Raw genomic sequence first — 14,493 nt, 5'->3', positions numbered from 1 at the left:
GGTGCGGACGGCGGGACTCGAACCCGCACGATCAAGGATCAAGGGATTTTAAGTCTGTAAGCTAGGTATTCCAGGATATTCCAAAAATGTCCACAGTGCCGCAGTTTAGCGCGGATTTGTGTGCACGGAGGGGCTACAAACATACCCGAAGCATCCCCAGAATTCCCAGCGCAGTTACACAGGCGTTACACACGGCATGGCGCCTTGGCGGCGCTCTTGAACATCGTTCTAATTCCAGTCCTCGCCCTAGTAAGACTGCTGGGTGGTTCTTGCTGGGAGGGAGACCTTGCCTGCCTTCGTGACTTTGACGAGCCCTCCACCACGCGGCGGGACTTGTGCTACTCGCTCAGCCCTGCGGCAGAGGTTGGGACTATCCGCTCGTTCGGAGACCTAAAGGGCAAGGTCGACGTCAGGTGGTAGTCCTCGGCAACCTGGCCCCGATCGAAGAAGTTATCGTGTCAGATGATCCTTCATCGAACGATGGGGTCCAGTATCAGGCCGCTTTCCATGCCTGTAAGGCGTCCATGGAGCTGGTATGCTTCGTTTTCAGTCAGAGAAGCTACGCAGTCTGCTGCCAGCCGCGCGGGCTTGTCATCAGGGTTATCCTCCCAAATGTATTGAAGCCGGACGGGGAACAGGCCAAGGTTACCTGACTTTCCTTCCGTGAGGAAAATCGAAAATAGGTCCCGCACGATGCGCTTCTGCCCATACTGTTGCGCATGCAGTGCTGGAAGGCCAATTACGTAGTGCCGTGCAAAATACTTCAACAGCCGGACTTCGTCGAGGGCGTCAGGATCGATGATGACCGCTGCGCCCTCGAGGTTCTCAGCCAACTTCGCGGCGCGAACGTAGCCCCCGATTAGCGTAGAGGTGAAATTTCGAAGCTGTCGCCGTTGCTCGCGCCCACCGTTGTAGACTTCATCTGTAACTCGCGGAAACATCTTGGTTCGGAGTTTGATGCGATCCATTGCGCGCTTCAGACGGACATGGGCATCGGCTGGATTGCTCGGGTCTCTGGCCCAGTCTTTAAGCGCTCCGTCGATGATGCGATCGCGAGTTTTATCGGAGATGATCTCACTCCATGGGATTATCCCCACGCGATGAAAATCTTCAAGATCGTGCACGGAATAAGCGATATCGTCCGCCCAATCCATAAGCTCCGCTTCAGCCGTCTTATAGTCGCCACGACAGTGGGCACGCGCCCATTCAAACGACGATTTTTCAGACGTGTACGCCGACCACTTCTTTTTCTTTTTGTCGTGTGAAAGGTCACGCAACCAAGGGTACTTAAGCGTCGCAGCTAGCGTCGCTCTGGTGAGGTCGAGTCCAGGGCTATCTTTTCCATACCGAACCGCCAGCTTCGTCAGGATGCGGAATGTCTGGGCATTCCCTTCATAGCCATCTGGTGCAGCATCCTCCAAAAGCCCCTCACAAAGGGTAGGATCGCGCACGAGCCTGTCGAGCTCAGTTTCTGCGGCATGCCCGAAAGGTGGGTGCCCTAGATCGTGTGCCAGACAGGCTGCTTCGACCACCTCAGCATCAAGCCCATGAAGCTTTGCTGCCTCCGGTTGCTTATGGAGGCGATATTGCGCCAAGCGCCGTCCGATCTGGGCGACCTTATACGTGTGCTGCTGGCGTGTGTGAAAGATGTCGAGTTCGCCGGCACGTACGATCTGCGTGATCCCCGCCAAGCGATGGAATGCCGAGGAGTAGAGTATCCTGTCCCGATCGCGCTCAAATGCGCGCCTTTGGTCCATTGAGGGTGCGAGATCGTCTATATGACAACGGCCTACACGCGCCTTACTAAGAGGCGAATCTTCCTCAACTGACACTCACTACCCCTCGGTATTTTTTCTTAGGCGGCTTCAGCAAGCTGTCGCACCGTTACGACCATGCCAGCACGATCAAGAGTAATTTTTTCACGCTCAATGGCGCGCTGCAGCCCTTCGATGACGTTATCCATCGGGTATTTTTCACTGAGCGCAGCAATGAGGCTGTCAGGGCTTATGCCCGTACCAACTATACTGAGAATTTCGGTGTCTTGCGGGTCCTTATCGGCCATGGTTGCTCTCCACCTGGTTAGACCTCTCCCGTCTCACGCAAATTCGTCATTATATGATGAACGATTAGGCGCGCGATCGGTGCCAGCGGACGCTGACTGAGGTTCAATCTCTCATTTCCGTAGATTTTGTCAAATTCACCCGCCGTGGCGCATTACATCCTCCGTCAAAAATTTGGCCGGCAGAGGTGCGTGGAAAAGGTTGTCGCCATTTTGAGGGCTGGACTCCGAAAATTTTTTTTCTGCGCTGCAAAAGGCATCTGGGTCATCACAAGGACATATTTTACGCGTGGCGCGCATATCTCTTGCACGTGGCCACCATGTGATGGCCGTCAGGATCAAAGCAAGCGGCCTGTCGCGGCAGAGGTGGTCATCTGCGGCATCCTTGGAACCATGTCACCCGGCCATCTAGAAGCCCAAGAAGCGTCGTGAACCTCTCTGACACGGCGCGTCGTTGATTCAGCTGCCTCTGTGCACCGTAAGAATTCACCTTCGCAGCCCATCGCGAGTGAACGAACTTGCGAGACAACACCCATACCGCTGCATTCTCACTTTAGCGCCCCGAGCCTCTGCACCAAGTCCCGGACGGTCGCAGCATGCCACTCCCCTCCCCGGCGCGTCACGATACCACGACGGTTCATCTCCGTGGCGAGGGCGCGCAACGAAGTATGGCCGTTCGCCTTTAGATCAGCGATTATCGGCCCAACGTCCAAGGCGAAACGCTCGGCCCCGTGCTTGATTGCCGCAAGCGAGGCTGAGTTGCCACGCGCCGCCCTAGCAAGTGCAGCAGCACCGTTGGGGTTGCCCAGACGAACACCCTTGGCCTTGGCCATCGCAAGCGCCTCCTTGGTCCGTCGCGAGATGGCCTTGCGCTCTGCTTGCGCCACCGCAGCCATGATATGGATCGTCAGTTCGTTTGCCTCAGGCAGATCCGCAGCGACAAAGGGTGCGCCACTTTCTTGAAGAGCTGCGAGGAACGCCACATTTCGCGACAAGCGATCCAGCTTGGCCACCACCAAGGTCGCGCCGGTGACTTTGGCCAGATGCATTGCCTTTGTCAGTTCCGGGCGACGATCGACCTTCCCGCTCTCGATCTCGGTAAACTCGCCGACGATTTCACACCGCCTGCTGCCACAGTACGCCGCGACGGCAGAGCGCTGGGCGTCCAACCCCAAGCCACCTCGGCCCTGCCCCGTAGTAGAGACTCGATAATACGCGACGACCTTCATGAACGCTCTCCACCGCCAGGACAGGTGTATGAAACGGCGTAACGGTCATTACGCCACTTCATACACCTTGGCAAAGCAGTAAATTCGCATCGCTATGGCAACGGCATACAGGCCGGACCAATGCCGGGGCGGTCTGTCCCCTTTCAGCCGTGGTGAGAAGTAATACAGTCACAGCATCCACTGCACATTTGCTTCATCTTCAACTGCATGCTTTACCTTCGGCCATGGGGACAAGCGTCGACGTTGATCAATTCATCGAGCACTGGAAACACACCGGGGGATCGGAGCTTGCGAACACGCAGAGCTTCATCAACGGTTTGTGCCACCTGATTGGCGTCGAACCTCAGCACGGCAGCCGTGTGGACGATGCCAGCAACGACTATGTGTTCGAACGCCGTGTGTTTCAGGACAATGGCGATGGCACGCAGAGCTTTGGCCGGATCGACTGCTACCGCCGCGATTGCTTCATCCTCGAAGCCAAGCAGGGCAGCGAGGGGGACCGCGCCGCCGCCGGACGAGGGGAAGATGACCTCGACCTGTTCGGGCAGACCGCCAGCGCCCGCCTGAAGCGAGGCACCGCCCGGCGCGGCACGCCCGGCTGGGCCAAGGCGATGGACGCCGCCAAGGGCCAGGCCGAACGCTATGCCAAGGCGCTGCCCGCAGATCATGGCTGGCCGCCGTTCCTGCTGGTGGCCGACATCGGCTATTGCATCGAGGTCTATGCCGATTTCACCGGCACCGGGAAGGCCTATGCCCAGTTTCCCGATCGGGCGCGCTACCGCATCATGCTGGAGGACTTGCGCGATCCCGACGTGCGCGACCGCCTCCGCGCGATCTGGACCGAGCCCAAGAGCCTGAATCCCACCGCCCGCGCCACCCGCGTCACGCGCGACATTGCCGATCTTCTCGCCAAGGTCGCCCGCAGGCTGGAGAAGCGCGGCTACAATGCCGAGACGACCAGCGGCTTCCTTATGCGCGTGCTGTTCACGATGTTCGCCGAGGACAGCGGGCTGATCCCCGAACGCAGCTTCACCACGCTGCTGAAGAACCAGCGCTCGCACCCTGTGCATCTCGAGCACCAGCTTTCCGCGCTGTGGGCGGCGATGGACAAGGGCGAGTTCTCCCCCGCGCTGGGTGTGCCGCTCAAGAAGTTCAACGGCTACCTGTTCAAGGAACGCACCGCGATCCCGCTCGATGCGCAAGAGCTGGAAGTGCTGATCCAGGCGGCAGAGCATGTCTGGACCGAAGTGGAGCCTGCCATCTTCGGCACGCTGCTGGAACGCGCGCTGAACCCGAAGGAGCGGGCCAAGCTGGGCGCGCATTACACCCCGCGCGCCTATGTCGAACGGCTGATCGGCCCGACCATCATGGAACCACTGCGCGCTGACTGGAACGGCGTGCGCGTGGCCGCCGGGCAATTGATCGACGACGGCAAGACGGACGAGGCGCGCGCCTTCGTCGAAGCATTCCACGCCCGGCTGGCGCAGACAAAGGTGCTCGACCCCGCCTGCGGCACCGGCAATTTCCTCTATGTCGCCATGGCGCGCATGAAGGAGCTGGAAGGCGAAGTGCTGGAATACCTGCTCCAGCTGGGTGACGACCAGTACGTGGCGGAGATCACCGGCCATACCATCACGCCGGAAAACTTCCTGGGGATCGAGATCAACCCGCGCGCCGCCGCGATTGCGCAGCTGGTGCTGTGGATCGGCTACCTGCAGTGGCACTTCCGCGTCAACGGAGCAGACCGCGCGCCGCCCGAGCCGATCCTGCGCGATGTTCGCACCATCGAGAACCGCGATGCCCTGATCGAATGGGACGATCGCGTGCTGGAGCTGGAGGAGAGCGGCAGGCCCGTCAGCCGCTGGGACGGCGAGACGATGAAGCCGCACCCCGTCACCGGCAAGCCCGTGCCCGACGAGGACGCACGGATGGAAGTCTGGCGCTATGTCAAACCGCGCGCGGCGAAGTGGCCCAAGGCGGATTTCATCGTGGGGAATCCGCCGTTCATCGGCAGTAAGCGTATCCGCGAGCAACTGGGTGACGGCTATTATGAAGCAGTCCGGCAGGCCTATCCTGATTTGCCCGGTGACATCGACTTCGTCTATTACTGGTGGGCTAGAGGAGCTAGCTTGGTCGGTAAAGCACAGGTGAAGCGTTGCGGTCTAATAACCACCAACACCCTTCGCCAAACCACAGGCCAAAAGGTCATTTCCAAGGCGTTGTCAGGTCCGAAGCCAGTATCGATAATTTACGGCGTAGCGGACCACCCATGGAGGGACGTAGAGACCGACGCTGCCGTTAGGGTATCAATGACCGTTACGGCTCCCGGCACAGTAGATGGCATAATCTTGTCGGTCGATGACACCCCTTCTGCCCCGGTGGGTTCCGTAAAGGTCGGTCGTGTGAATTCAGACCTCACGATCGGCGTTGATGTTACCGTCGCCAAACCTCTACGGGCAAACGAACATCTCTGCTTCATGGGTGTGAAGCTTGCTGGGGACGGATTCCGCCTGACGGCGTCGGAGCGGGAAGAGTTGATCAAGGCGGGCGCTTCACCCGCAAAGATGCCGATGCTCATCGCAGGGAGTGACATTACAAGACGTCCCCAAGGCAGGTTCGTGATCGACGTTTTCGGCATCATGGAAAACGAACTGCGAACGAATGAGCCAGCGATCTACCAACACCTTTCGAACACTGTCCGACCCTTGCGCCAAACTTTGAAACGCAAGTCCTACCGCGATCTCTGGTGGATCTTCGCTGAGCCGAGACCAGCAATGCGCAGAGCAGCAAAAGGCTTATCTCGCGTGATCGTTACCTCGGAAGTGTCAAAGCATCCTACCTTCGTTTTTTCTGGCACTGATGCGACACAATTCGACGGATCAATCATCGTAATCACCTGCTCGGACGCCTTGGTATTGGCATTACTGTCCTCGCGCCTCCACGCGGTCTGGAAATCCTATGCCGGGGGGACTCTCGAAGATCGTCCTCGCTACCAAAGTGTCCAGACATTCGATCCCTTCCCCTTCCCCGCCGCTATGCCCGAGCCGCTCAAGGACCGCATCCGCGCCGAAGCCGAGGCGCTAGACGCCCTGCGCAAGCAGGTGCTGGCCGCTCACGAGGATCTGACGCTGACCCAGCTCTACAACGTGCTCGAAGCGCTGAAAGAGGGCCGCGCCCTCACCGAGGCCGAGCGCGACATTCACGATCGCGGCCTCGTCACCCTGATTCGCCAGCATCACGATGCGATCGATGCGCTTGTCGCGCAGGCCTATGGCTGGCCCGCCGATCTTGCCGACGAGGGCATCCTCACCCGCCTTGTCGCGCTCAACAAGGAACGCGCCGCCGAAGAGGCCAAGGGCCTGATCCGCTGGCTGCGCCCCGAATACCAGGCGCCGGACTATCAGCCGCCCATCACGCAGGGCCTCGATTTCGGCGAAAGCGCCGCCCCGCTGCCCGACAATGTGATCCCTTGGCCCGACAAGCTCCCCGAGCAGGTCAGCGCCGTACAGGGCATCCTTGCCGCCGCGGCCACGCCCCTTGCCCCGCAAGACATCGCCCGCGCCTTCAAGGGCAAGCGCGCATCAACCGTTCGTCCGGTGCTCGATGCGCTGGCAGGCATCGGCATGGCACGTCGGCTGAGCGATGGAAGGTACGCTGCGTGATCCTGAGACGAGCGGACAGCCACGCTATGCGGCAGGTGGAAACATGATCGGCAAAAGGCCGTACATGCAGAAGAGCATCGTCGAGCTTGAAAGGCTGGTCGAGCAAATGCGTCATGATCCCGCGACCCTGCGCCAGGTTCTCGCCGAACTCGGCAAACGCGAGACAGACCGGGCGAAAAAGCTGCATCTCAAGATCACGGCGATCCTTGAAGGGCTTGAACTGGACCTCTCGCCACCGTCGGCCAAGCCAACGCCCCCAGTAGAGCCCACCCTGCCCGGCATCACACCGCCGCTTAAGACGCTTGCACATTTCCCGAATCTGGTGCGGCCCCGAAAGGAGCAATTGCGGGCGAAGCTGGAAAGAGCACAAGCCGAGGTGAAGGCCAAAGTTCCAAAGCAGGAGGCAGAGGTGGCTCCAGAATCGCCGCCTGCGTCCTCTGGCCCTCGGGGTGAGCCATCGATTGAGAAACCAATAGGCCCCAAGGCAGCTCCCCCGGTCGTGTCGCGCATGGCGGCCCTCATCGACTATGTGATCGCGGTCGAAAAGGACAAGCTCAAGACCGTCACCGATGTGAGCGATCATAAGGGCTTTCACCGCACGCACGACGAGCTTGCCGGGTTGCCGGGTGTCACCTTCAATCGCGTAGACGGTGATGACGTGGCCTGGCTGCAGGTAGAGCGCCTGACAAAGCTCGCGCCGCCAATACCTCAAGACCCGCTGCTCGTGCCCTGGATCGTGCTGTCAGACGATCCGGCAACCCAGCCGCGCCTGCGTGAGAGCCTCTCGACAGCAGAATGCCGAAGAGCCGGAATTGCGGTCGAAGAGGGCCAATCGGGCATTGCTCGCAGCGATCTGCCGCAGCAAGAGGCACTGGATTCTGCGTTCAAAGGCTATGTTGCCGGGCCTTGGACGCAGTGGTCGCAACGTGAACGGCCACGCCGCACCACTATGGCCTTGTACGGCAGCCTGTTTGCTTTGCAGGCCTCGCTCGCGGCTCCGGACGGTACGCCGCAGGAGTTCGTCTGCGGCATCGGCTATGCGGCTGTGGTGCGCGATGGAAAGCGGCTTCGCTACCCATTGCTCACCGTACCGCTCGACATCGAGCTTGATCGCAGCAGCCATGTCCTGTCGATCGTGCCCCGCGAGGAAGTGGCGCCTTCGATCGAAGCTGACGTACTCGACGCCGTTGGTTTAGGCCAAGTTGATGCATGGCGCAGGGATGCCCGGGCAGTGCTTGACGGACTTGAGGACGACCCGCTGTCGCCCTTTGCCTCCGGCACATACGATCCCATCCTCCAGCAAGCTGCAGCGCTTCTCGATGCCCAGGCGCAGTACCGAGGCGGCGGGGGTGGCGAGATACTGCCACCGCCCATGCCGGGTCCCGACCTGATCGTCACAAACGCCTTCGGCTTCTTTCAGCGCGAGCGGCGGGCAACCCAACTGATGGCTGACCTGCTGGCGTTCAAGGAACTGCTCGAGACCAGCAATGGCGAGGTTGAGATCCCCGGCTCCCTTGCAGCGCTCTTCACAGAACCATCGAGCACAGTTGCAAGCGAGGACTTCCCGACATTCCGGGGCATCAACTCCATTCCTGGGGTGACCTCCTCTGACGGCGTCGGCGACGACCTGTTCTTTCCCAAGCCCTTCAATGCAGAGCAGGTGCAGATCGTCCAGCGACTGGCCGTGCGTGACGGCGTGGTTGTCCAAGGCCCGCCCGGCACCGGCAAGACCCACACCATTGCCAACATCATCAGCCATTACCTTGCGACCGGGCGGCGAGTTCTGGTGACATCGCAAAAGTCCCCTGCACTTCAGGTTCTGCAAGACCAGCTTCCCCCTGCAATCCGCCCGTTGGCAGTAAGCCTGCTCGACAGCGACCGCGAAGGGCTCAAGCAATTCCGTGCCTCCGTCGATCTGATCGCAGAGCGTCTCCAAAGCTTGCGAAGGTCAGACCTCGAGAGCGAGATCAGCGCGTTGGACAGCCGCATCGACGGCCTTCATCGGACCCTTGCGAAGATCGACCATGACATCGATCGTCTAGGGCGCACGGCCCTTTCACCGGTCACCCTCGACGGACAGGTGATCGCCCCCTTAGATGCCGCTTTGGAGGTGCTAGGCGCGGGCGAAGATGCCCTGTGGATCAAGGATGCAATCACACCGGAAGCCGCCAACACGGCATCATTTACGAACGACGATATTGCCTCAATCAGGCAGGCGCGCGCTGCGCTGGGGACGTCGCTGGGCTACCTCGACAAGACGCTGCCACCAGCTGATCTGCTGGACGACGTGGAAAGGCTCGTAGCTGCTCACCTCGACTTGATCGCCGCCTCTGAAATTGACGAGACGATCAGCAGCGGAACAACATGGTCAGTCGCTGGCGAAGGCCCCGAAATCAGCAAGGCACTTCGCGACGTGAATGAGCGGCTTTCCGCGTGGATGCGGCGCCGGGATGAACTCGACGCATCGGCACCTGCTTGGGACGACGCGGTTGAAATTCTGTTGGCAACACCAGCCGATCCCGTGCTGCAAGCGATCCGCAGGCTGACTGACGATGCTCGTGCATTGGCACAAGATTATGCCTGGTTTCTGCCCCGGCCAATCGAGCTTCCTGACGATGCTTTAGACGACCCTCGCTTTCTCGCCGCGGTGGGTGATTTGCAGGATGGTGGTCAGGGCTTGGGCACGTTTGCTGGCTTGTTCGCGAGGAAGACCAAGCAAGCCCTGCAAGCCGTTCGGCTCAGGGCGGTCGCACCGGCGAGCGCCGAGGACTGGAAAGCCGTCGCACGCTTCATCGGTGCCGTTGAACGCGCGAAAACGTTCTGCGCCAGCTGGAATCACGCGTGCGAGGGGACGGGTCTACCAGCTATCACTAGCGTCGGTCCGGCAGCTGGTCGCGATGCTGTGCGCGTGCTTGATCGTTTCGATGTCCTCTCCTCTCACCAGAGTGAGGCCATACGCCTGACGACCGATCTGCGGCGCCTTTTCCCGCAATGGCCTGGCGTTATCGCTCGAAAGCAGGACGCGTCACCCATTGCATCTTGCCTCCATCTACACATCGATCGAGCACGGTTGATCGAGGCCGAGGCGACCCGGCGTAATCTTATCGCGACATTGGCAGCGCACGAGACTCCTATCCATGGAGATATACGTTTGTTCGCGGCGCAGCTTGGCAAGGAGGAAATCTCCGCGACGAGTGTACGGGAAGCTGCGATCGCACTCGCGGGACAGATCAAGCGCCTGCATGGGCACCGTCCAAATTTCGACGTCGTCGACGCGGTATCTGCGAAAGTCCACGCCTCGGGTGCCATATCTTGGGCGGCGCAGCTTCGCACGGAGCCGACGGCTGGCGAAGATACACTGTGCCCTGGCGACTGGCAGCGGCGGTGGAGGCTCCGGCGCTTGGCTTGCTGGCTTGATGCATCACAACAGCTGGATCAATTTCGGGGGCTGCATCAGGATCGTCAGCGCGCCGAGGGCGATCTTGCGCAAGCTTACACTCGCCTCATCGAGCAGCGCACTTGGTTGGCACTGAAACAGCAGGCATCGCCTGCAGTCATGGCCGCTTTGAGCGCCTATGCAGTCGCCGTTGGGAAAATAGGTAGAGGCACCGGAAAAAGCGCAAACCGCCACCGCAAGACTGCAAGGCGCGCCGCCAATGCGGTGAAGGGCGCGCTTCCTTGCTGGATCATGCCCCATCACCGGGTGTCAGAGTCCCTTCCCCCCGAACTCGGCATCTTTGATCTCGTGATAGTTGACGAGGCCTCACAGTCTACGCTTGCGGGATTGCCTGCCCTTTTCCGAGCCCGACAAATCCTCGTCGTGGGCGACGACAAGCAGGTCAGCCCCGACCATGTTGGTCTTGACATGGCCAAAGCCAACGAACGAGCAGCCCGCCATCTATCGTCACAAGTCTCGCTGTTCGTTGCACCGATGCGAGAGGAGGCCTCGCTCTACGATCTGGCGAGCGTTGTCTTCGGTGGCGACAACTTGATGTTGCGCGAACACTTCCGGTGCGCTGCGCCGATCATCGAGTTCTCGAAGAGACAATTCTATCGCAATGAACTCAAACCGTTGCGACTCCCGAAGGCATCTGAACGCCTTGATCCTGCTCTGGTCGATGTGAGAGTCACTGACGGTTACCGCAAGGGCAAGACTAACCCGTCCGAAGCTGATTACATCGTGAGCGAATTGAAGCGCATGGCCGAAGATCCAGCCTTCAAGGGCAGGTCATTCGGTGTGACAACATTACTTGGCACCGAGCAGGCGGCCTTGATCTACCGACGGATCGAGGCGGAGCTGGGCATACCCTTCATTGAAGAGTTCCGCGTACGAGTGGGAGATCCATCAGCGTTCCAGGGCGATGAGCGCGACGTGATGTTTCTCTCTATGGTGGCCACTCCCGATCAGGCCACGGCGCTTAGTGGGCTTGCCTTTGAACAGCGCTTTAATGTCGCCGCATCGCGAGCACGTGAACGTATGATCCTGGTTCGCTCCATCGACCTGGACCAGTTGAGCGCTCGTGACGCACTGCGAAGGGCGCTACTTGAGCATTTTCGGTCCCCCTTCCCGGTCAGCGCCACTGACCAGAGCGATGCGCGAGATCGCTGTGAATCGGATTTCGAACGCGAGATGTTCGATGAGCTGGCTCAGCGCGGGTATGCCTTGGACACGCAGGTTCGCGTAGGGGCTCATCGAATTGACATCGTGGTCGAAGGTGATGACGATCTGCGGCTTGCGATAGAATGTGACGGGGATCGCTACCATGGCCCGGAACAGTGGCCAGCCGACATGGCCCGTCAACGCACGCTGGAACGCGCCGGGTGGCGGATATGGCGTTGCTTCGCGTCAAGGTTTGTGCGCGAGCGCGCTCATGTGCTGGCTGAGCTGACTGATTTACTGCAAACACTCGACATTCACCCCCGGCGCGCGACCGAACGTGCAAGGACCTATGCAGAATATCGCGAATGGCCTGGCGAGATGTCTGTCGCAGCCGAGATATAGCTGCACCGGAGGCTGAGAAAGATGGAGCAGGTGCACGCCCTACTCGTATGACAGTGCCGAAGCTTCTCCTGATTTACCAAGAGGCCGATCGCGACAGTGGTGGTCGCGCTCTCGCGAACTGTGGGCCCGCTTTCCTCGACGCGACCCATGCGTGGATAATTTCTGAGCTACAACGGTTATGGAAGACTCTTTGAAGACTGTTCCAGCACTCTTTGAAGATTGACCGTAGGGCAGCTGGATCGCGCGAAGAGCTATACGCCAGTGCATTTCAGCAACTCGATGGCATCCAGCTGCAGCACTGCAGCCACTTCGCAAAACTCAGCAACATCGAGCCTCCGCTCGCCGGTCTCATAGCGAGAGACGAACTGCTGGTGCGTTCCGAGCCGCGCTGCGAGCTGTGCCTGGCTGTACCCCAAGGCGCGGCGCTGCTCGACCAACAGGCCGATCAGCTTACGATACCGCTCGCTACCAAAACCCTTGTCCAACGCAACGCCCTATCCGCGAGGCTGCTGGCTTGGGAGATCTTGTCAGCTACACAAAAACCGTGTGGAAGGCTGTCACCGTGACAGCGCCTATTGCCGAGCACGAGCGGCGGCAGGACCGTCAAAAGTCGGGACATCGATGGAATGAAGCGAGTAAGGACGCATTACGACAATCTGCAGGTGGCAAGAAATGCCGATCCCTCAGTCATTGCTGCGGCGTACCGTTCGCTGAGCTTCAAGCACCATCCTGACCGCACGAAAGGGGGCGGGCGATCTGAGGATATCATGCGAATCCTAAATCAGTCCTACGCGGTTCTGTCTGACCCGACCCAACGCCTCGCGCACGATCAATGGATCGAGAAGATGGAAGCGAAGGGGCGCGCTGGCCAACAAGACATACCTCCGAGCAGTCAAGCGCGCGCCGGGGCCGGTCAGCAGCCCGACGAAGACGCTGCTAGCGGCATTTCTCGGCCAATGGCTAAGATGGCGGAGTTTGCCAAGCGAGCCAAGGTGCCGCTGGTGATTCTCGGTATCGCTTCGATCGCGGCGTTCGTCTTTTCTGAGCCTCAACCTAGCGGCCTGCCCCGCTATGAAGCCGCAGGACCAGCTAACGGGGCCGAGGCCGCAGATGACCCGCTGGAGGCAGGGGCCACCGGTAATGATCTGCCGATCTCCTCGGGGGGAACCCGACGTCGCGGGCTGGACCGTAGAAGTTGAACCGTCCGCAAACGGGCTTGCAGGAAATGAAGCGAGGCCAGGCGGCGACGGCCTTTACATGCGGCCAGCCACAGCCCCAAATGACTCCATCTGGCCTTCGACTGCTGGCTATGTACCAGGTTACCCGCGACTTCGCTCGGGTGGGCTGTCGACGGTATCCATCGACAACTCTTCAAATACCTCGGACGTGTTCGTGAAGCTCGTCGCGATCGACGCTTCCGTCTCTCGCCCTGTTCGCCACATCTTCATCCCTGCAAGCGGCAGCTTTACGATCTCGGGATTGAAGGCAGGCGATTACGACGTGCGGTACAAGGATCTCTCTGATGGCAGCCTATCGCGATCCGAGAGCTTCACGCTGAAGGAAATACGAGAATCCAATGGGGTCCAATTTAGCAACATCACCATGACGCTGTATAAGGTCGCAGATGGCAACATGCAGACCTTTCCGTTAGCGGAAACCGAGTTCTAGCCTGTCGGCGCAGACCGTGGACCTCGCTATTGACGCGTCTCAGGCTGCTTCATCTTTTCCATCGCCTGCCGGATCAACTCAGCCAAGGCTAGCTTGCGATCTTCAGGTGTCATGTCGCGCACCGTGGGCTTGCGGTTATCGCTGATGCGCAACTCGCTCTTGTTGGTGAGCACTCGCCCCATTTCCTTTGCGGCCTGTTCCAGTACCTGCGCAGCAAGCGCGATCTCGCCCTTGTGGAATGCCCTCAGGGCCATCTCGTTCAGCAGGTTCATGCGAAAACCTTGGTTCGCAATGGGAACGCTCGCCACCTCCTCGAGATAACGCTGGCGCCTAGCCGTAAACAAGTCTCGCCACTTGTCCTCTGCCTCGTACCGCGGGTTCGAGGGGTCGTAGGAGCGGACCTGATAGCGGCTGACTTCGATGCCCCACTCTTCCCGCATATGAACCACCACATCGGCAGGCCGCTTGAAGGTCGCGAAAAGTACGACGATCTCTTCCTTCTGGGCTTCAGTAAGCTTAGGCATGAGAGAGGTTCCGTGGGGGTCATGTGGCGGTGGAAGAGCTTCGAAAATCGGTCCGGGCTGTATGAGTCACTTCATCTTGCTGAATCTCTATGACTAAGTGCTAGTCTTAAACCCCAGTTGGCTTTGGTGAGGGTTAGTGGTGCAGGTATAGGACGACTACCCCCAGCCCTGGGTGCTCTTGCACCCGATGCTGAAGGCAGTCCGTCCCTGTACGCGCTTCTTGCTTGGCTTCGGAGCCGGGCCGAGCGTCACAGGCCGCCTAGTGGAGGAGGTTCCCTGGGCGGTGTTGGCAGTTGCTATAAAGGAGCTGTCCTCTGCCCCTCGATCCCCGCTCTGCCGTTCGGACTCG

The 14,493-nt window shown here is 59.8% G+C and carries 9 protein-coding genes; 4 read left to right on the top strand and 5 right to left on the bottom strand.

The window, feature by feature from the left end; genetic code table 11:
• Window positions 1-470: 470 nt before the first annotated feature.
• The 3 genes from ACOVQ0_RS05835 to ACOVQ0_RS05825 all read right to left on the bottom strand — a co-directional run bounded on the left by ACOVQ0_RS05835 (window position 471) and on the right by ACOVQ0_RS05825 (window position 3,288).
• The gene (locus tag ACOVQ0_RS05835) at window positions 471-1,757 is read right to left on the bottom strand and encodes a deoxyguanosinetriphosphate triphosphohydrolase family protein (RefSeq protein ID WP_421881380.1); all 1,287 of its coding nucleotides are present in this window, start codon (window positions 1,755-1,757) and stop codon (window positions 471-473) included.
• 98 nt (window positions 1,758-1,855) lie between these two features.
• Window positions 1,856-2,062, bottom strand: a complete 207-nt coding sequence (locus tag ACOVQ0_RS05830) for a hypothetical protein (RefSeq protein WP_421881377.1) — start codon at window positions 2,060-2,062, stop codon at window positions 1,856-1,858.
• Window positions 2,063-2,607: 545 nt separating this feature from the next.
• On the bottom strand, window positions 2,608-3,288 hold the full coding sequence (locus ACOVQ0_RS05825) for a recombinase family protein (protein ID WP_421881374.1): 681 nt from the start codon (window positions 3,286-3,288) through the stop codon (window positions 2,608-2,610).
• A gap of 224 nt (window positions 3,289-3,512) precedes the next feature.
• Here ACOVQ0_RS05825 and ACOVQ0_RS05820 point away from each other — a divergent pair, with 224 nt between their 5' ends.
• Window positions 3,513-6,950 (top strand): class I SAM-dependent DNA methyltransferase, encoded by a 3,438-nt coding sequence (locus ACOVQ0_RS05820; RefSeq protein WP_421881371.1) that lies wholly within the window; start codon window positions 3,513-3,515, stop codon window positions 6,948-6,950.
• Window positions 6,931-11,952, top strand: coding sequence for an AAA domain-containing protein (locus tag ACOVQ0_RS05815; RefSeq protein WP_421881368.1), 5,022 nt, complete (start codon window positions 6,931-6,933; stop codon window positions 11,950-11,952). The genes ACOVQ0_RS05820 and ACOVQ0_RS05815 overlap by 20 nt, the downstream gene beginning before the upstream one ends.
• A 251-nt stretch (window positions 11,953-12,203) precedes the next feature.
• Here ACOVQ0_RS05815 and ACOVQ0_RS05810 read toward each other — a convergent pair whose 3' ends face one another.
• Window positions 12,204-12,437 carry a helix-turn-helix domain-containing protein gene (locus ACOVQ0_RS05810; RefSeq protein ID WP_421881365.1) on the bottom strand — a complete coding sequence of 78 codons (234 nt, stop codon included), beginning with the start codon at window positions 12,435-12,437 and terminating at the stop codon, window positions 12,204-12,206.
• A 141-nt stretch (window positions 12,438-12,578) separates the two neighbouring features.
• On the opposite strand from ACOVQ0_RS05810, the gene ACOVQ0_RS05805 reads away from it, so the two are divergent.
• Complete coding sequence (locus ACOVQ0_RS05805) at window positions 12,579-13,151, top strand: J domain-containing protein (protein ID WP_421881362.1); 573 nt, start codon at window positions 12,579-12,581, stop codon at window positions 13,149-13,151.
• Between the two features lie 193 nt (window positions 13,152-13,344).
• A complete protein-coding gene (locus ACOVQ0_RS05800; RefSeq protein ID WP_421881359.1) occupies window positions 13,345-13,620 on the top strand; it encodes a hypothetical protein in 276 nt (91 codons plus the stop codon).
• Window positions 13,621-13,646: 26 nt separating this feature from the next.
• Here the strand turns inward: ACOVQ0_RS05800 and ACOVQ0_RS05795 are convergent, their stop codons facing one another.
• A complete protein-coding gene (locus ACOVQ0_RS05795) occupies window positions 13,647-14,144 on the bottom strand; it encodes a DUF2280 domain-containing protein (RefSeq protein ID WP_421881355.1) in 498 nt (165 codons plus the stop codon).
• Between the last annotated feature and the right edge of the window lie 349 nt (window positions 14,145-14,493).

The organism is Novosphingobium sp., from assembly GCF_049240505.1.
GTDB lineage: Bacteria > Pseudomonadota > Alphaproteobacteria > Sphingomonadales > Sphingomonadaceae > Novosphingobium.
This window is presented reverse-complemented; position numbering and strand designations above follow the sequence as displayed.